This is a genomic window from Franzmannia pantelleriensis (assembly GCF_900102875.1).
Taxonomy (GTDB): Bacteria; Pseudomonadota; Gammaproteobacteria; order Pseudomonadales; family Halomonadaceae; genus Franzmannia; species Franzmannia pantelleriensis.
Map to the genome: position 1 here is coordinate 101695 of NZ_FNGH01000009.1, position 17785 is coordinate 119479.

The 17785-nt window shown below is 65.2% G+C and carries 20 protein-coding genes; 12 read left to right on the forward strand and 8 right to left on the reverse strand.

The features are described from left to right. Window positions 1-23 precede the first annotated feature (23 nt). The 10 genes from hslV (at window position 24) to tatC (ending at window position 7728) form a co-directional block, all read left to right on the forward strand. The gene (hslV, locus tag BLT16_RS12640; protein WP_089658876.1) at window positions 24-542 is read left to right on the forward strand and encodes an ATP-dependent protease subunit HslV; all 519 of its coding nucleotides are present in this window, start codon (window positions 24-26) and stop codon (window positions 540-542) included. A 10-nt stretch (window positions 543-552) separates the two neighbouring features. Next, on the forward strand, window positions 553-1872 hold the full coding sequence (gene hslU / locus BLT16_RS12645) for an ATP-dependent protease ATPase subunit HslU (RefSeq protein WP_089658877.1): 1320 nt from the start codon (window positions 553-555) through the stop codon (window positions 1870-1872). Between the two features lie 224 nt (window positions 1873-2096). Beyond that, window positions 2097-2480: a gamma-butyrobetaine hydroxylase family protein gene (locus BLT16_RS12650; RefSeq protein ID WP_089658878.1), complete on the forward strand. Its 384-nt coding sequence runs from the start codon at window positions 2097-2099 to the stop codon at window positions 2478-2480. Between the two features lie 364 nt (window positions 2481-2844). Next, the gene (gene ubiE / locus BLT16_RS12655; protein WP_089658879.1) at window positions 2845-3591 is read left to right on the forward strand and encodes a bifunctional demethylmenaquinone methyltransferase/2-methoxy-6-polyprenyl-1,4-benzoquinol methylase UbiE; all 747 of its coding nucleotides are present in this window, start codon (window positions 2845-2847) and stop codon (window positions 3589-3591) included. After that, complete coding sequence (locus BLT16_RS12660; protein ID WP_089658880.1) at window positions 3591-4217, forward strand: ubiquinone biosynthesis accessory factor UbiJ; 627 nt, start codon at window positions 3591-3593, stop codon at window positions 4215-4217. Before ubiE ends, BLT16_RS12660 begins: the two co-directional genes overlap by 1 nt. Further along, a complete protein-coding gene (gene ubiB, locus BLT16_RS12665; protein ID WP_089658881.1) occupies window positions 4214-5830 on the forward strand; it encodes a ubiquinone biosynthesis regulatory protein kinase UbiB in 1617 nt (538 codons plus the stop codon). Before BLT16_RS12660 ends, ubiB begins: the two co-directional genes overlap by 4 nt. Before the next feature lie 32 nt (window positions 5831-5862). Next, a complete protein-coding gene (locus BLT16_RS12670) occupies window positions 5863-6204 on the forward strand; it encodes a phosphoribosyl-ATP diphosphatase (protein WP_089658882.1) in 342 nt (113 codons plus the stop codon). A 37-nt stretch (window positions 6205-6241) separates the two neighbouring features. Further along, window positions 6242-6508: a Sec-independent protein translocase subunit TatA gene (tatA, locus tag BLT16_RS12675; protein ID WP_089658883.1), complete on the forward strand. Its 267-nt coding sequence runs from the start codon at window positions 6242-6244 to the stop codon at window positions 6506-6508. Window positions 6509-6514: 6 nt separating this feature from the next. Beyond that, entirely contained in the window at window positions 6515-6955 is a 441-nt protein-coding gene (gene tatB / locus BLT16_RS12680; RefSeq protein ID WP_089658884.1) for a Sec-independent protein translocase protein TatB, read from the forward strand. Further along, entirely contained in the window at window positions 6952-7728 is a 777-nt protein-coding gene (gene tatC / locus BLT16_RS12685; protein WP_089658885.1) for a twin-arginine translocase subunit TatC, read from the forward strand. Before tatB ends, tatC begins: the two co-directional genes overlap by 4 nt. 32 nt (window positions 7729-7760) lie before the next feature. On the opposite strand, the gene elbB is transcribed toward tatC, so the two are convergent. Continuing rightward, a complete protein-coding gene (elbB, locus tag BLT16_RS12690; RefSeq protein ID WP_089658886.1) occupies window positions 7761-8423 on the reverse strand; it encodes an isoprenoid biosynthesis glyoxalase ElbB in 663 nt (220 codons plus the stop codon). Between the two features lie 236 nt (window positions 8424-8659). Between elbB and hemB the strand changes: the two genes are divergently transcribed. Beyond that, window positions 8660-9667: a porphobilinogen synthase gene (gene hemB, locus BLT16_RS12695; RefSeq protein ID WP_089658887.1), complete on the forward strand. Its 1008-nt coding sequence runs from the start codon at window positions 8660-8662 to the stop codon at window positions 9665-9667. A gap of 74 nt (window positions 9668-9741) precedes the next feature. Beyond that, a complete protein-coding gene (ppk1, locus tag BLT16_RS12700; protein WP_089658988.1) occupies window positions 9742-11925 on the forward strand; it encodes a polyphosphate kinase 1 in 2184 nt (727 codons plus the stop codon). A gap of 228 nt (window positions 11926-12153) precedes the next feature. On the opposite strand, the gene BLT16_RS12705 is transcribed toward ppk1, so the two are convergent. From BLT16_RS12705 to ubiD, 7 genes are all read right to left on the reverse strand, one after another. Beyond that, window positions 12154-12666 (reverse strand): DUF3087 family protein, encoded by a 513-nt coding sequence (locus tag BLT16_RS12705; protein ID WP_089658888.1) that lies wholly within the window; start codon window positions 12664-12666, stop codon window positions 12154-12156. Window positions 12667-12689: 23 nt separating this feature from the next. Continuing rightward, on the reverse strand, window positions 12690-13778 hold the full coding sequence (locus tag BLT16_RS12710) for a 3-deoxy-7-phosphoheptulonate synthase (RefSeq protein WP_245701644.1): 1089 nt from the start codon (window positions 13776-13778) through the stop codon (window positions 12690-12692). Window positions 13779-14058: 280 nt separating this feature from the next. Further along, a complete protein-coding gene (locus tag BLT16_RS21120) occupies window positions 14059-14187 on the reverse strand; it encodes a hypothetical protein (protein WP_281243310.1) in 129 nt (42 codons plus the stop codon). Window positions 14188-14514: 327 nt separating this feature from the next. Further along, complete coding sequence (locus BLT16_RS21125; RefSeq protein WP_281243311.1) at window positions 14515-14640, reverse strand: hypothetical protein; 126 nt, start codon at window positions 14638-14640, stop codon at window positions 14515-14517. A gap of 45 nt (window positions 14641-14685) precedes the next feature. Then, window positions 14686-15399: a dihydromonapterin reductase gene (gene folM, locus BLT16_RS12715; RefSeq protein WP_089658889.1), complete on the reverse strand. Its 714-nt coding sequence runs from the start codon at window positions 15397-15399 to the stop codon at window positions 14686-14688. Then, window positions 15396-16181 carry an NAD(P)H-flavin reductase gene (locus BLT16_RS12720; protein WP_089658890.1) on the reverse strand — a complete coding sequence of 262 codons (786 nt, stop codon included), beginning with the start codon at window positions 16179-16181 and terminating at the stop codon, window positions 15396-15398. Before BLT16_RS12720 ends, folM begins: the two co-directional genes overlap by 4 nt. After that, window positions 16178-17680, reverse strand: coding sequence for a 4-hydroxy-3-polyprenylbenzoate decarboxylase (gene ubiD / locus BLT16_RS12725; RefSeq protein ID WP_089658891.1), 1503 nt, complete (start codon window positions 17678-17680; stop codon window positions 16178-16180). Before ubiD ends, BLT16_RS12720 begins: the two co-directional genes overlap by 4 nt. Window positions 17681-17785: the final 105 nt, after the last annotated feature.

Here is a 17785-nt window from a genome sequence, read left to right on the forward strand (position 1 = left end):
GTCTTTTTGGGAGCAAACACCACATGACCACGATCGTATCCGTGCGCCGCGACGGCAAGGTAGCGCTGGCCGGCGACGGCCAGGTGTCACTCGGCAACACGGTGATGAAAGGCAATGCCAGCAAGGTGCGCCGGCTGTATCGCGGTCAGGTGCTGGCCGGCTTCGCCGGCGGCACTGCCGACGCCTTCACCCTGTTCGAGCGCTTCGAATCACAGTTGGAGAAGTACCAGGGCCATCTGGTCAAGGCCGCCGTGGAGCTGGCCAAGGACTGGCGTACCGACCGTGCGCTGCGGCGTCTGGAAGCTTTGCTGGCAGTGGCCAACAAGGATGCTTCACTGATCATTACCGGCAACGGTGACGTGGTAGAGCCCGAGCGCGGCATCATCGCCATCGGCTCGGGTGGCAACTACGCCCTGGCCTCGGCCCGCGCGCTGCTGGATAACACCGAGCTGTCGGCCCGCGAGATCACCGAGAAGTCCCTCGAGATCGCCGGTGACATTTGCGTGTTCACCAATCACAACGTCACCCTCGAAGAGCTCTGAAGGCCGCCCCATGACCCAGATGACACCCCGTGAAATCGTTCACGCCCTCGACCAGTTCATCATCGGCCAGCAGGATGCCAAGCGCGCCGTGGCCATCGCCCTGCGCAATCGCTGGCGGCGCATGCAGCTCGATGATTCGCTACGCGGCGAGGTGACGCCCAAGAACATCCTGATGATCGGCCCCACCGGGGTCGGCAAGACCGAGATCGCCCGGCGTCTGGCCAAGCTCGCCAATGCGCCCTTCATCAAGGTCGAAGCCACCAAGTTCACCGAGGTCGGCTACGTTGGCCGCGACGTCGAATCGATCATTCGTGACCTCACCGAAGCCTCGATCAAACTGACCCGCGAGCAGGCCAAGGAAGAAGTGCGCCACAAGGCCGAAGACGCCGCCGAGGATCGCATCCTCGATGCCCTGCTGCCGCCGCCACGGGGCCAGGAAGAAGCGCCGCGCAGCGATAGCTCGACCCGCCAGCTGTTCCGCAAGAAGCTCCGCGAGGGCCAGCTCGACGACAAGGAGATCGATATCCAGGTCACGCCCCAGGGTCCGGGCATCGATATCATGACGCCGCCGGGCATGGAGGAGATGACCAACCAGCTGCAGAGCATGTTTGCCAACATGGGCAAGCAGAAGAGCGAGACCAAACGCGTCGCGGTCAAGGACGCCTGGCAGCTGCTGCGTGACGAAGAGGCCGCCAAGCTGGTCAACGAGGAGGAGATCAAGCGCCGCGCCATTGAAGCCGTGGAGCAGAACGGCATCGTCTTCCTCGACGAGATCGACAAGGTTACCAAGGGCCAGCAATCCAGCGGTGGTGAAGTCTCCCGCGAGGGCGTGCAGCGCGACCTGCTGCCGCTGATCGAGGGCTCGACGGTGTCGACCAAACACGGCATGGTCAAGTCCGACCATATCCTGTTCATCGCCTCCGGTGCCTTCCACCTCTCCAAGCCTTCGGATCTGATTCCCGAGCTGCAGGGGCGCCTGCCGATCCGCGTCGAGCTCGAGGCGCTGACGCCCAACGACTTCCAGCGCATCCTCACCGAGCCCTCCGCGGCGCTGACCAAGCAGTATCAGGCGCTGCTGGCCACCGACGGCCTGGAGATCAGCTTCACCGAGGACGGCATCCAGCGCATCGCCGAGATCGCCTGGCAGGTCAACGAAGGCACCGAGAACATCGGCGCACGGCGCCTGCATACGGTGATGGAGCGCCTGCTCGAGGAGGCCTCGTTCAAGGGCGGCGACCTGGGCAGCCCGCTGGTCATCGACGCCGACTACGTCAACTCTCAGCTCGGCGAACTGGCCATGGATGAGGACCTGTCGCGGTATATCCTCTAACCGCAGCGGCTAGCATCAGAATAGTGGCTGGCGGCGCGGCGCCGAGGACAGGTCGAAGCGGAGGTTCTACGCCAGGGACGGCGTAGGTAGCGCCTAGGGAGGGGTTCACAGCGCCTCCGCGGAGGCCTGTCGTCGGCTTACACCGCGCCTTCTCGACGCTGGCCTTATCGCTCGGGCAGAGTCGAAAGCTGCACTCCTAAGGCCTCAACCCCGGAGCCATGAACATGGACACCCCGATCCCCTCCAAGGTGCACTACCACAAGAAGGCCCGCGAGCTGGAGCTGGAGTACCCCAACGGCCAGCGCTTCCTGCTCAGCGTCGAGTACCTGCGGGTCTTCTCGCCCTCCGCCGAGGTGCGCGGCCACGGCCCCGATACCGCCGTGCTGCAGGTCGGCAAGAAGGACGTCGGCCTGCAGAACATCACCCAGGCCGGCAACTACGCGCTCAAGCTGCACTTCGACGACGGCCACGACAGCGGCCTCTACAGCTGGGACTACCTCTACGCCCTGGCCGTCAATCACGACACCAACTGGGCCGACTATCTGCGCCGCCTAGAAGAAGCCGGCGCCTCCCGGGAACCCCAGACCATCCAGTTCAAGCAGCTCTGAGCTATATCGTCTGGGCTATCGCAATAGCTGCTGGCGAGGGACGCCGGGGGCAGGTCGAAGAGGAGGTTTGCGCCATGGGTGAGGAGCATCGCTCCGAACGGGCTGGCCATGGATGGCCAGCACCGGTCCTGCAAGCGAAGCAGGATGCGGGAGCGCAGCAGGGCGCAAGGTAGCGCCCAGGGAGGGGGTTACAGCGCCTCCTCGCAGGCCTGCCGCCGGATCAGCCCCGAGCGATACGACTACCTAGAATCCCCCTGCCCGCGACCCTACCGCGCAGGACAACACCCCAGGCGGGGCGCTACAATATCGCCATTTGCCGACGCGCCCGGCGCGTTGGCTCGACGAATCCAGCCAGGGACCATCCATGGACAAGCGCACCACCCACTTCGGCTATCAGGAAGTCCCCCTCGAGGAGAAGGCCTCCCGCGTCGCCGACGTCTTCCACTCGGTGGCAGCCCGCTACGACGTCATGAACGACCTGATGTCACTGGGTATCCACCGTGTCTGGAAGCGCCTGACCATCGAACGCGCCGGGGTACGCCCGGGCCACAGCGTGCTCGACATCGCCGGCGGCACCGGCGACCTGACGCTCAAGTTCTCGCGCCTGGTGGGGCCGCGTGGCCGCGTGGTGCTGGCCGATATCAACGAGTCGATGCTGCGCGTCGGCCGCGACAAACTGCTCGACCAGGGTGTCGGCGGCAATGTCGAGTACGTCCAGGCCAACGCCGAGTGCCTGCCGTTTCCCGACAACAGCTTCGACTGCATCACCATCGCCTTCGGCCTGCGCAACGTCACCGACAAGGACGCCGCGCTGCGCTCCATGGCGCGAGTGCTCAAGCCCGGCGGCCGTCTGCTGGTGCTGGAGTTCTCCAAGCCCCCCAGCGCGCTGCTGTCGAAGGTCTACGATGAGTACTCCTTCCGCCTGTTACCCAAGATGGGCGAACTGGTCGCCAACGACGCCGACAGCTACCGCTACCTGGCCGAGTCGATCCGCATGCACCCGGATCAGGAGAGCCTCAAGGCGATGATGGAGGCGGCCGGCCTCGAGCGGGTCGAGTACACCAACCTTACCGGCGGCATCGTCGCCCTGCACCGCGGCATCAAGCTGTGATGCTGTTGGCCGGCCTCGAAGCGACCCTCAATGCCCTGCTGGCCCGCGACCCCGCGGCGCCGGCGCGGCTCGAGGCGCTGGCCGGCAAGCGGCTGGTGGTCAACCTCACCACGCCGCGCCTCTGCCTGCTGCTGCAGGTCCACTCCCAGGGACTGCATCTGCAGCGCGCCAGTACGGACGATGCGACCGACGCCGACGCACGGGTCGAGCTCGACGCCGAAAGCCTCGGCGCCCTATTGGGTGGCGAAAGCATCGAACGCCTGATGTTCACCGGCCGCCTGGCGGTGCGTGGCAACCCGGCCCTGCTCGAAGCGCTGCGCGACCTGCTGCTGGACCTCGACGCCGACTGGGAGGGCGAACTGGCCCGCCTGCTCGGCGACCAGCCGGCCCACCAACTGGCTGAGGGTGGCCGCCGACTAGGGCGCTTCGGCGCCCGCAGCGCCCGCCAGCTACATGCCGATATCAGCGAATACCTGTTCGAGGAGGCACGCCTGTTCACCGGCCACGACCAGCATGACGTCGCCCGTGACTTGCTGACCAATGTCGAGCTGGCCAGTGACCGGCTCGAAGCGCGTATTGAGCGCCTCGAGCGACGGCTGGCTGCCCGTCCCGGAGGCGCGGCATGAGGCTGTTGCGCATCCTGTGGGTGATTACCCGCTACCGGCTGGATACGCTGATCCCGCTGGAGCGCCTGCCGTGGTGGCTGCGCCTGGCCTTCCAGCTGTCTCCGCTGCGCCTGGTACCGATCGGCAGCCGCTCCCGCAGCGAGCGGCTACGCCTGGCGCTGGAGGCGCTGGGGCCGATTTTCGTCAAGTTCGGCCAGATGCTGTCGACCCGACGCGACCTGCTACCCCCCGACATCGCCGACGAACTCAAGCGACTCCAGGACCAGGTCCCGCCGTTCCCCGGGGAGGCCGCCGTGGCACTGGTCGAGGACGAGTTGGAGATGCCGCTGGACGAGGCCTTCGCCAGCTTCGATACCATCCCGCTGGCCTCGGCTTCGATCGCCCAGGTCCACGCCGCAAGGCTGCACAGCGGCGAGGACGTGGTGGTCAAGATCATCCGCCCCGCCATCGACCGGGTGATGCGCCAGGACATGGCGCTGATGTACCGCGTGGCACAGGTGCTGGCGCGGGTACCCGAGGCGCGACGCCTGCGCCCGGTGGAAGTGGTGCGCGACTACGAGGCGACGCTGTTCGACGAGCTCGATCTGCACAAGGAGGCTGCCAACACCTCGCAGCTCAAGCGCAACTTCAAGAATTCACCGCTGCTCTACGTGCCGGCCATCCACTGGTCGCTGACGCGCACCCGGGTGATGGTTCAGGAGCGTATCCACGGCGTGCCGGTGGCCGATCTCGCCGCCCTCAAGGCCCAGCAGACCGACCTCAAGAAGCTTGCCGAGCGCGGCGTGGAGATCTTCTTCACCCAGGTATTCCGCGACAACTTCTTCCATGCCGACATGCACCCCGGGAATATCTTCGTGTCCCGAGGCGACCCCCAGGATCCACAGTACATCGCCATCGACTGCGGCATCGTCGGCAGCCTGACCCGCGAGGACCAGGACTACCTGGCGCGCAACCTGCTGGCCTTCTTCCACCAGGATTATTATGAGGTCGCCGCGCTGCATATCGAGTCGGGCTGGGTGGCCGAGGATACCCGTGCCAACGAGTTTGCCGCGGCGATCCGCGCGGTGTGCGAACCGATTCTCGAGAAACCGCTCAAGGACATCTCCTTCGGCCAGGTGCTGCTGGGCCTGTTTCAGACCGCGCGGCGCTTCAACATGGAAGTTCAGCCGCAGCTGGTGCTGCTGCAAAAGACCCTGCTCAATATCGAGGGTCTGGGCCGCCAGCTCTACCCTGACCTCGACCTGTGGAGCACCGCCAAGCCCTATCTGGAGCGCTGGATGAAGGAGCGCGCCGGCCCTAGCGGGCTATGGGAGTCGCTCAAGCGCCAGGCGCCGGAGCTGACCCGACAGCTGCCAGAGCTACCGGTACTGGCCCACCAGGTGATGTCGCGGGCCGAGCTGGAGCGCCAGCAGCGCCGTCGCCAGGCTGAATCGCTGGTCGGCATGCGCCGCCAACTGGTATCCAGCAGCCGCGGTGCCCGCCGCCTGCGCCTCGGTGTACTGCTTCTGGCAGCGGCACTCGCCTGGCAGCCGCTGCTGGGCTGGGCCTTACAGCAGCCATGGCCGGTGGTCGCAGTCGCCGCACTCGGCGCGCTGCTGCTCGCCTGGCATTGACCCCAACCCCCTTGCGACGGAGGATGACCCCCATGAGTGATATACTCGAGCGGCTTAGTGAAGTGCTCGCAGAGCGCCGCCACGCCGCTGCCGACAGCTCCTATGTCGCTGCCCTGCACCACAAGGGGCTGAACAAGATTCTGGAAAAGGTCGGCGAGGAAGCCACCGAGACGATTCTCGCCGCCAAGGATGCGGAACGGGGCGTTGACGCCGAGCGTCAAGCGGTAGTCGCCGAAACCGCCGACCTGTGGTTTCATAGCCTGGTGATGCTGTCGCACCTCGATATTGAGCATCAGGCGGTACTCGATGAACTGGCACGTCGCTTCGGCACCTCCGGGCTGGATGAAAAAGCCGCCCGCACGCCGTCGCCCTGAGCCGGCACGCATAATTCGATCAGTGGGAGACCCAACCATGTTAGGTGGCATCAGTATCTGGCAGCTGTTAATCGTACTCGGCATCATCATCCTGGTGTTTGGTACCAAGAAGCTACGCAATGTCGGCGGCGATCTGGGCGGTGCCGTCAAGGGCTTCAAGAAGGCCATGCACGAGGACGACAAGGACAAGGATAAGGACGCCAGCGACGAGCCTCAGGCCAAGGTCAGCCACGAAGAGGAAGCCGGCCACACCTACGACGTCCAGGCCGAGCAGAAGGCCGAGGACCAGGAAGAGCGCAAGTAACCGCCCATGTTGGATATCGGCTTTCTCGAGCTACTGTTAATTGGCATCGTTGGCCTGCTGGTGCTGGGCCCCGAACGGCTGCCCAAGGCGGCGCGTACCCTGGGGCTATGGATCGGCAAGATCAAGCGCACCGTGTCGGGCATGCAGCGCGAGATCAATGCGCAGTTGGAAGCCGAAGAGCTGCGCCAGAAACTCAACGATCAGCAGAAAAAGCTCGACGAGAGTCTAGGCAAGGTCAAGCGTGACGTTGAGCGCTACGCCGAACCCAACAGCGGCACGCCACCCAAAGGCGACGCCACGTCCCACGCTGACGTCGAGGAGACGCCGCCCACCGCCGACGAGCGCCTGGACAAGGCGCTGGCGAGCAAGGCACGGCGCGAGTCAGTGACGCCTGAGCAGGCAGCCCCATCATCGCCCTCCAGTGACAAGGATTCGCCCTCCCGATGAGCGACGATGCCTCTCGCAACAATCAGCGCGACCCGCAGGATGAAGCGTCCCAGGCCCCTCTGATCGAGCACCTCATCGAGCTGCGCTCGCGGTTGATGCGCGCGGTGGTGGTGATTCTGGTGATCTTCCTCGGCCTTTACGCCTTCGCCAACGACATCTATATCTTCGTGTCGCAACCGCTGGTGGACATGCTGCCGGAAGGCTCGCAGATGATCGCCACCGAAGTCGCGTCACCATTTCTGGCACCGTTCAAGCTGACCCTGGTGGTGGCGGTGTTCATCGCCGTGCCGTTCGTGCTGCACCAGGCCTGGGCGTTCATTGCCCCGGGGCTCTACGACAACGAGAAGAGCCTGGCGATTCCGATCCTGGCCTCCAGCGTGGCGCTGTTCTATGCCGGCGCGGCCTTCGCCTACTATGTGGTGTTCCCGCTGCTGTTCCAGTTCTTCACCCAGACCGGGCCGGAGAACGTGGCGGTGATGACCGATATCAACGCCTACCTGAATTTCGTGCTCAAGCTGTTCTTCGCCTTCGGCGTGGCCTTCGAAATCCCTATCGCCACCTTCCTGCTGATCTTCTCCGGCGCCACCAGCGTCGAGAGCCTGTCGAAGAAGCGCCCCTACATCTTCCTCGGCTGCTTCGTTATCGGCATGCTGCTGACGCCCCCCGATATCATCTCCCAGAGCCTGCTGGCGGTGCCCATGTACCTGCTCTACGAGGTAGGAATGCTGTTTGGCCGCCTGGCGCAGCGCAAGAAGCGCGAGCAAGAGGAGTAGCAGCGAGCGGCCAGGCGCTCGCTGCTCGGCGTTTATCGATCGATCAGCTCATCGATGCGATCCACCAGCTTGAAGATTCCGCTAGCCGCTTCACTGATCCGCTCGGCGAGCATATAGGCCGGGGTGGTGACGATGCGGTGCTCGAAGTCGACCACGATATCGTCGACCTTGCAGCCACGATGCAGCCCGCCCATGGCGCTGATCGCCCCGGAGACCGCCGGATCGTGGCCAACCGTCACCGCGATGCCTTCGCCGAATAGCCGCGGCACCAGCACCGGCGCGATACACATCAAACCGATGGGCTTGCGCGCCTCGTGGAAGGCGACCAGCGGCGCCGCGAGGGAATCCAGCACCTGCATATCGCTGCCGGCGACAGCAAAGTCACTCAACGTCTTGGCCACGCCGAAGCCACCGGGCAGGATCACCGCATCGAAGGCCTGCGGGTCGAGCTCGGCGAGCTCACTGATCTCGCCGCGCGCCAGCCGTGCCGATTCGGTCAGCACGTTACGCGCCTCATCGGGTACCGGTTCACCGTGCCGATGGTCGATGACATGGTGCTGGGCGATATCCGGGGCGAAACAGCGATAGCCGATCCCCAGTTGATCGAGACGCAACAGGGTCAGGGTGGTTTCATAGATCTCGGCGCCGTCCTGGACACCGCACCCCGACAGAATGACTGCCACCTGTTTGCTCATACCGCTCTCCTTGTGACCGTGATGCCTGCCGCCCGGCAGCAGGAATCCCTCACTGTAGCCCATCTCCGACGCAGCGTCTGCGCCGCGGGCACTCCCGCAGCGGAGCGGCGCTGATATACTCGGGGCAGTACCGGACACCACGTCCGACATCATTCATGCGCACCGGCTGTCATCGTTTGGTCATCTCAGCGACCCATACTGATACGGCGGTCACGCTTAACGACCGGAGAATTCCCTTGAGTCTTGGCACAACACGACAGTTTCCCGCCGCGCGTATGCGGCGCATGCGCAAGGACGATTTTTCGCGCCGCATGATGCGCGAGTCGACGCTGACCCCGGCCGACCTGATCTGGCCGGTATTCGTGCTCGAAGGTAGCGGTCGCCGTGAAGCGGTGCCCTCGATGCCCGGCGTCGAACGGCTCTCGCTGGACCTGCTGATCGAGGAGGCCCGCGAGGCCTTCGAGCTGGGCATCCCGGCGCTGGCGCTGTTCCCGGTGGTCGACGCCGAGCTCAAGAGCGAGCTGGCCGAGGAGGCCTACAGCGCCAGCGGCCTAGTGCAGCGCAGCGTACGCGAGCTCAAGGCGGCCCTGCCCGAGCTTGGCGTGATCACCGACGTGGCCCTCGACCCCTATACCAGCCACGGTCAGGACGGGATCCTCGATGAGACGGGCTATGTGAACAACGACCGCACCGTGGAAACCCTGCTCAAGCAGGCGCTGTCCCACGCCGAGGCCGGCGCCGACGTGGTGGCGCCCTCGGACATGATGGACGGGCGCATCGGCGCGATCCGCGCGGTGCTCGAACAGGAGCACCTGCACAATACGCGCATCATGGCGTATAGCGCCAAGTACGCCTCGAGCTACTACGGGCCGTTCCGCGATGCGGTGGGCTCGGCCGGCAACCTGGGCCGTGCCGACAAGTCCACCTACCAGATGGACCCCGCCAACGGCGACGAGGCGCTCCACGAGGTGGCCATGGACATCGCCGAGGGGGCCGACATGGTGATGGTCAAGCCGGGCATGCCGTATCTCGACGTGGTGCGGCGGGTCAAGGAGGAGCTCAGGGTGCCGACCTTCGCCTATCAGGTCAGCGGCGAGTACGCCATGCACATGGCCGCCTTCGAGCAGGGCTGGCTCGATGCCGACAAGGTGATGCTCGAGTCGCTGATGTGTTTCAAACGCGCCGGGGCCGACGGCGTACTGACCTACTTTGCCAAGCGAGCAGCGCGGCTGCTCGCCCACTAACCGGAAGGGCCGGCACCTCACAGCCGCGTGGCCCTTCCTCTGCCTCAGGAGGCAAGATGGAAGAGCCGCGCGCCATGTCCGATACCAACCAGCCGTCGCGGCCGGCGGAGGCTCCCGCAGCGGCCGAGACACCGCCGCTGCGGGTCAACCGCACCCGCACCGGGGTGCGTGCCAAGGGAGACCCCTCGGCGCTCGACCTCGACGATCCGGCGCTCTACCTGAACCGCGAGCTGTCGCACCTGCAGTTCAATATTCGCGTACTGGAACAGGCCTTGGATGAATCGCATCCGCTGCTCAATCGGCTGATGTTCCTGCTGATTTTCTCGTCGAACCTCGACGAGTTCTTCGAAATTCGCGTCGCCGGTCTCAAGCATCAGCTGGCGCTGGGCAACGATAGTACCGGTGCCGACGGCATGCTGCCGCGCCAGGTCCTCGGCGAGATCTCGCGCATTGCCCATGAGCAGGTAGCACGCCAGTATCAGCTACTCAATGAGGTGCTGATCCCGGCCCTCGAGGAGCAACATCTGCGCTTTCGCCGCCGCGACCAGTGGACACCTGCCCAACAGGCATGGGTGCGGGACTATTTCGATGACGAGATCATGCCTGTCATCAGCCCCATCGGCCTGGATCCGTCGCATCCCTTCCCACGGCTGGTCAACAAGAGCCTCAACTTCATCGTCGAGCTGGAGGGCAAGGACGCTTTCGGCCGCGAGGGCGGCTTGGCGATCCTCCCCGCACCGCGTTCGCTGCCAAGGCTGATCGCACTGCCTGCGGAGTGCTGTGCCGAGGGCTACAGCGAGTACGTGTTCCTGTCGTCGATGATCCACGCCCATGCCCATGAGGTCTTTCCTGGCATGCAGGTGCGCGGCTGCTACCAGTTCCGCCTGACCCGCAACGCCGATCTTTCCGTCGACCCCGAGGCGGTCTCCGACCTCGCCTCGGCGCTGCGTGGTGAACTGCTGGCACGCCGCTACGGCAGCGGGGTGCGCCTGGAGGTTGCCGACAACTGTCCCGAACCGCTGGCCGAGTTCCTGCTCAAGCAATTCGAGCTCGAGCAGAATGACCTCTACCGCGTTCAGGGGCCGGTCAACCTGACCCGCATGATGGCGGTGCTGGCCGACGTCGAGCGCCCTGAGTTGCGCTACCGCCCGTTTACCCCGGGACTGCCCAAGGCGCTCAAGAAGCACGATTCGCTGTTCGAGGCGATCAAGGATGGCGACATCCTGCTCCATCACCCCTTCCATGCTTTCTCGCCGGTGGAGGAGCTGCTCGCCGAGGCGGCCCGCGACCCTGCCGTATTGGCCATCAAGCAGACCCTCTACCGCACCGGCGCCGATTCGCAGATCGTCTCGGCGCTGGTCGAGGCAGCCCGCGGTGGCAAGGAAGTCACGGTGGTGATCGAGCTGCGCGCGCGTTTCGACGAGGCTGACAACCTGGCCCTGGCCTCGCGCCTGCAGGAAGCCGGTGCTATCGTGATCTACGGCGTCATGGCCTTCAAGACGCACGCCAAGCTAATGCATATCGTGCGCCGCGAACGCGGCGAACTGCGCTATTACGCACACCTCGGCACCGGCAACTACCACTCGGGTACCGCCAAGCTCTATACCGACTACAGCCTGATGACCGCTCACGAGGCGCTGTGCGAGGACGTGCATAAGGTCTTCCAGCAGCTGTCGGGCATGGGCAAGGCACGCCACATCGAACATCTGCTGCACGCCCCCTTCACCCTGCATGAGCAGATGGTGGCGATGATCGACCGTGAAGCCGCCCACGCCGCCGCCGGTCGTCGTGCGCACCTGATCATCAAGTGCAATTCTCTCACCGAGCCCAAGCTGATTCGCGCCCTGTACCGCGCCTCCCATGCCGGCGTGGAGTGCGATCTGATCATACGCGGAATGTGCTGCCTGCGCCCCGGCGTGCCGGGCATCTCGGACAATATCCGGGTACGCTCGATCGTCGGCCGCTTTCTTGAGCACACCCGGGTGTTCTACTTCCATAACGATGCCAGCCCCGAGGTGTGGGCCTCCAGCGCGGACTTCATGGAGCGCAACATGTTCCATCGCGTCGAGACCTGCTTCCCGCTGCTGGACCGTAAACTGGCCGCACGGGTACGCAAGGACCTCGAGACCTACCTGGTCGACAACTGCCAGAGCTGGCTGCTCGACAGCGACGGCACCTACCACAAGCGTGAGCTGGGCGACGCCGCACCGATCAGCGCCCAGGAGACGCTACTCTACGCCTACGCCAGCAAGGCCTGATACGCTGAGGGCTATCCGATCGAGGGACGCTGGCGGTAGGTCGTAGAGGAGGTTCTACGCCATGGGTGAGGAGCACTGCTCCGAACGGGCTGGCCATGGATGGCCAGCACCGGCCCTGCAAGCGGAGCAGGATGCGAGAGCGCAGCAGGGCGTAGGTAGCGCCCAGGGATGGGTTTACAGCGCCTCCTCGAAGGCCTGCCGGCAGATCAGTCCCGACGTCGAGACAACTTAGCCGCGCTTGAAGGCGGCCAGGTCCTCAGTGTCGTAGCCGTCGACGTCGCGCGGCAGGCCCAGTCGTTCACGCTGCTGACGCAACTGCTCGCGCTCGGCGATCAATTCGCTGTCATCGTCCAGGGTGCGGCCGTTGAGCTCGGCAAGCTGCGCCATGCCCTGGTGGTAGAAACTGAGGATGCCCAGCGCCACGTGGTTGTGCTCCGCGACGCCGCGGCGTAGCGCCGGCAGGTAGCCGCTGACCCGCGACAGATGGTGCTTGAGCTGCCAGACGTAGCGCATCTCCTGCATCCACGGCCGCTCGCGCAGCGCCGCAAACACCAGGCTGGTGGCGACCAGCCCGAGCAGCACCCCGAGGGCGTTGAGCCACAGGCTGGAGCCGAAGGCTCGCGTCAGCAGCTGAGAGAACAGCAGGCCCAACACGATCAGTTGAGCCGCCATGGCCACGCTGATCAGCCGCGCCTTGCGGCGGTAGACGTCGGGCTCATGGGATTCGAAACGAAACTTCATCGACAGGCGTTCCTTGAATAGCGTTAACGCAAGCGCTCAGCGGCCAGGCTAAGCAGATGCTCGGTGGTTTCCCAGCCGATGCAGGCATCGGTGACCGAGACGCCGTAGCGCATGGCACCCGGCTTGAGCGGCTGACGGCCCTCGAACAGCAGGCTCTCGAGCATCACCCCGCATAGCGCCGACTCACCCGCCAGGCGCTGGTCCAGCACGTCGAGCAGCACCTCGCTCTGGCGGCGATGGTCCTTGCGCGAATTGGCGTGGCTGCAGTCTACCATCAGCCGCGGCGTCAGCCCCGCGCTTGCCAGCGCACGGCGGGTCGCTGCCACGTGCTCGGCCTGGTAGTTGGGCTCACCGTGACCGCCGCGCAGCACCACATGGGTATGCGGATTGCCCGGCGTGTGTCGCAGCGTCGGCTGGCCCGCATCAGACAGCCCGAGGTAACGGTGGCCGTGGGCCGCGGCCTGGATGGCGTCGATGGCAACCTGGATGCCACCGTCGGTGGCGTTCTTGAAGCCCACCGCCGCCGATAGCCCGCTGGCCAGCTCACGGTGCACCTGAGACTCGGTGGTGCGCGCCCCGATCGCCGTCCACGCCAGCAGGTCATCGAGGTAGCTGGCCACCATCGGCTGCAGCAGCTCGGTAGCCACCGGCAGTCCCAGGGCAATGACGTCGCGCATCAGCGCCCGCGACTGGGCGAGGCCATGGGCCATATCGTCGCTGCCGTCGAGGTGCGGGTCGTAGGCCAGTCCCTTCCAGCCCACCGTGGTGCGTGGCTTCTCGACGTAGACGCGCATCACCAGCAGCAGGCGATCCTCGACCTGACGCGCCAGCACGCTGAGGTTCTCGGCATATTCGCGGGCTGCCTGCGGGTCGTGGATGGAGCAGGGCCCGACCACTACCAGCAGGCGGTCGTCGCGGCCATCGAGAATCGCCTTGACCGCCTCTCGCTGGGAGGCGACCCGCTGGCGCAGCTCGGCGTCGAGGGGCAGCTGCTGGCGCAGCGCCTGGGGCGTGGGCAGCGGCGTCTCGGTCGCGGCCTCGATAGCGGGCTCGGCAAGTCCTGTGGCGGGAGCGGCATCGCTTGGGGTCGGCTTGAGCAGGGTCATGGTCATTGCAGTTACCTCGTACAGGGTGTCGAACATCGGGTCGAATGGCCACCGATGATCTCCCGGCCGGAGGTGGCGAGCTGAGCCGACCGGACGCCGCTAAATCGCCAGCTGCCATAGCCACGGTAGTAAGCATTGCAAGGCAGCAGTGGGAAGGCGATGCGGTGGTACATGGTCGGTCTCCTCGTTGAGCAATGATGTCATAAACAAAACCCCCGGTCGGGTTGCCGACCGGGGGTTCTGAGAGATGGTGGAGGCAACCCGTAGGGGTGTGCCTGGCGATGGGTCAGTGCGACCGCATCGCCGGCACACCGGCGATAAACCAATACCAATAGCCGCCTACCAACGCCCACGCGGCAACGACGATGGCGGGCATCGCGTCGGCGTTGGCGAGATGGTGGTGGCTAGCGGTCATGGGTCGCTCCGAGTGTGCAGTGGATTCTATCCTACCGTGCTGAGTGCGCTTGGCAAGTATTCTGTGAGCCTAGTAGTTCAATCGCAGTTGCCCGTAAGCGAGGGACGCCGGGGACAGGCCGCAGAGGAGGTTCTACGCCATGGGTGAGGAGCACTGCTCCGAACGGGCTGGCCATGGATGGCCAGCACCGGCCCTGCAAGCGGAGCAGGATGCGAGAGCGCAGCAGGGCGTAGGTAGCGCCCATGGATGGTTTACAGCGCCTCCTCGCAGGCCTGTCGCCGGGTTAGTTCCGAGCGGTGCTGCCGATCTGCGATAGCCTTGGCCGGCCTAGCCAGCCAGCTGAATCCAGCCAATAGTGGCCGGCAGGGCGCTCATCGCCACCAGCACTACCAGGCCGATGGTGATCGCCAGTACGCCGGTCTCGTCTTTGAAGTTGGGGTCCTGTTCCGCCATAGCACTCTCCTGACCGTGTTGGGCAAATGCTGAATGGGCGCCATTCTACCGCAGGTGGCGCCCACCATCGACCGGCAGCGTGATGCCGGTGACATAGCGATTGTCGAGCAGGTAGCGCAAGCTCTGATAGATCACCCCGGGGCCGGGGATCATCTGCATCGCCGACTTGGACTTGGCTTTTTCCACGTAGGCTTCGTCATCCCCCTGATTGAGCATGATCAGCGCCGGGGCAATGGCATTGACCTGGATCTCCGGGGCGTACATGGCCGCAAACGACAGCGTCAGGTTATCGAGGCCGGCCTTGGTGGCAGCGTAGGCGGCATGCTTCTTCGAGCCTTTTTGCACCACGTAGTCGGTAATATGCACGATATCGCGCTGTGGCTCGGTGCACGCCTCGAGAAGATCGCGACACTGCAGGTTGATCAGATAGGGCGCCTGCATATGGATGCGAAACAGCCGCTCGAAGATGGCGCCAGCCTCTTCCCCTTGGCTATCCGGTGCCCAATCGCTGGCGTTGTGAACGATCGCCCGCAGCGAAGTGGTCGCCTGCTTGAGGCGCGCAATGAAGTCGTTAATCCCCGCCTCGCTGGAAAAGTCTGCTGCCAGGGTGACCACGCCGCGCTCGCGCAGCGCCTCGAGTTCGGGGCGTTCGCGACGGTAGCTGATGATCAGCTCATGGCCATCGTCGAGGAGCCGCTCGGCGCAGTGGCGCCCAAGGCGCTGGGCACCGCCGGTGATCAGGATCGGTGAAGCGCTCACGACGAAGCCTCCCGCTGCTTGACCAGACTGCCCACGGTGGGCACCAGCGGGTCACGCGGCGCATAGGCAAACACATCCGAAAATACCCGTGAGGCATCGAGCCCCAGCGAGGCCAGAACGTCGATGCAAGCGTAGACCATGCCCGGCGAGCCGGACAGATAGACGTCGTGGCCCGCCACGTTACGGAGGGTACTGCCGAGTACCGCGTCGACGCGTCCCAGGTGACCGCTGACGCCGTCGCCGTCGAACGGCTCCTCGGGGGGGATCTCGCTGATTGCGTGAAACCGCACCCCGGGATACTGCGCTGCCCACTCACGAGGCAGCCGCTCGAGGTAGAGATCACGACGCTCGCGGGCCGCCCACCACAGGTCGATCTCACGGTTCGGGTCGGCGACCAGTGCCGCCTCGACGATCGCCTTCATCTGGGCAAAGCCGGTGCCGGCGGCAACCAGTAGCAGTGGGCGCCGACTTTCCGGGTCGAGCACGCAGTCACCGCCGGGCAGGCGCAGGGTCAGGCGACGGGCTTCCTGCATCAGTTCGCGCAGCCGCGCCGAGTTCTCGCGCTCCGGCCAGTGCTGGATATGCAGCTCGATCAGGCCGTCACCGCGATGGGCATTGGCTATCGAGAACGGCACCCAGGTGTCATCGTCGAGCTGTAGCTCGAGATACTGCCCCGGTGCGTGGGCAACCGCCTCGGCGCGGCCCGCCAGGCTCACGCGAAAGACATCGGGAGTGAGGTTCTCGACCTCGTCGACCAGGCAGGTCAGGGTGCGTGCCGTCATGGCGTCCTCTTGTCTGTGGTGGCATCGCCCGGGAGCGGAATGCCAAGCGAGTCCCAGCGCGCGGTCACCGACTGCTTGATGCCTTCGTCCATGACGATCGGCGTGCCCCACTCACGATCGGTCTCGCCGGGCCATTTGCTGGTGGCATCGAGTCCCATCTTGGAGCCGAGGCCAGCGACCGGCGAAGCAAAGTCGAGATAGTCGATGGGGGTATTTTCGACCAGTACGGTGTCCCGCGCCGGGTCCATGCGTGTAGTGATCGCCCAGATCACATCCTTCCAGTCTCGGGCGCTGACGTCATCATCGAGCACCACCACGAACTTGGTGTACATGAACTGGCGCAAGAAGCTCCACACGCCCATCATCACGCGCTTGGCGTGGCCGGGGTACTGCTTCTTCATGGTTACCACCGCCATGCGGTAGGAGCAGCCCTCCGGGGGCAGATAGAAGTCGACGATCTCGGGAAACTGCTTGCGCAGGATCGGCACGAAGACTTCATTCAGCGCCAGCCCAAGGATCGCCGGTTCGTCAGGCGGTCGGCCGGTGTAGGTCGAGTGGTAGATGGCGTCGCGGCGCATGGTCATGCGCTCGACGCTGAAGACCGGGAAGTGCTCGACCTCGTTGTAATAACCGGTGTGATCGCCGTAGGGCCCCTCGGGGGCCATGTCGTCGGGGTAGATATAGCCCTCGAGGATCACTTCTGCCGAGGCCGGCACCTCGAGGTCGGCGTGGCCGCACTTGATCAGCTCGGTGCGCGAGCCCCGCAGGAGCCCGGCGAAGGCGTACTCGGAGAGCGAGTCCGGCACCGGCGTGACCGCACCGAGGATGGTGGCCGGGTCGGCGCCCAGCGCCACCGCCACCGGGAACGGCTGGCCGGGATTGGCCTTCTGGAACTCCTGGAAATCCAGCGCCCCGCCGCGGTGTGAGAGCCAGCGCATGATCAGCCGGTTCTTGCCCAGCTTCTGCTGGCGGTAGATGCCCAGGTTCTGGCGCTTCTTGTGCGGCCCGCGAGTCACCACCAGCGCCCAGGTCACCAGCGGTGCGGCGTCCCCCGGCCAGCAGTGCTGGATCGGCAGGCGGTCGAGATCCACCGCATCACCCTCGAGGACCACCTCCTGCACCGGCGATGAGCGCACCACCTTGGGGCCCATGCTCATCACCTGCTTGAAGATCGGCAGCTTGCTCCAGGCATCGCGCATGCCCTTGGGCGGGTCCGGCTCCTTGAGGAAGGCCAGCAGCTTGCCGACCTCACTGAGCGCCTCAACCGAGTCTTCGCCCATACCCAGCGCGACCCGATGCGGCGTGCCGAACAGGTTGCCGAGCAGCGGCATGTCATGGCCCTTGACGTTCTCGAACAGCAGCGCCGGTCCGCCGGCGCGCAGGGTCCGATCGCAGATCTCGGTGATCTCGAGGTAGGGATCGACCTCGGCGGTGACCCGCACCAGCTCGCCCCGTTCCTCCAGTGCCGCGATGAAGTCGCGCAGGTCCTTGTACTTCATAGGCTTCCTGTTTCAAAAACGACGAAAGGGGCAGCATAGCATGCCGCCCCTTCTCTTCGCCGCGGACCAACTCGTACTTTGCCGCGGCTAATCCGTCGACAGGCC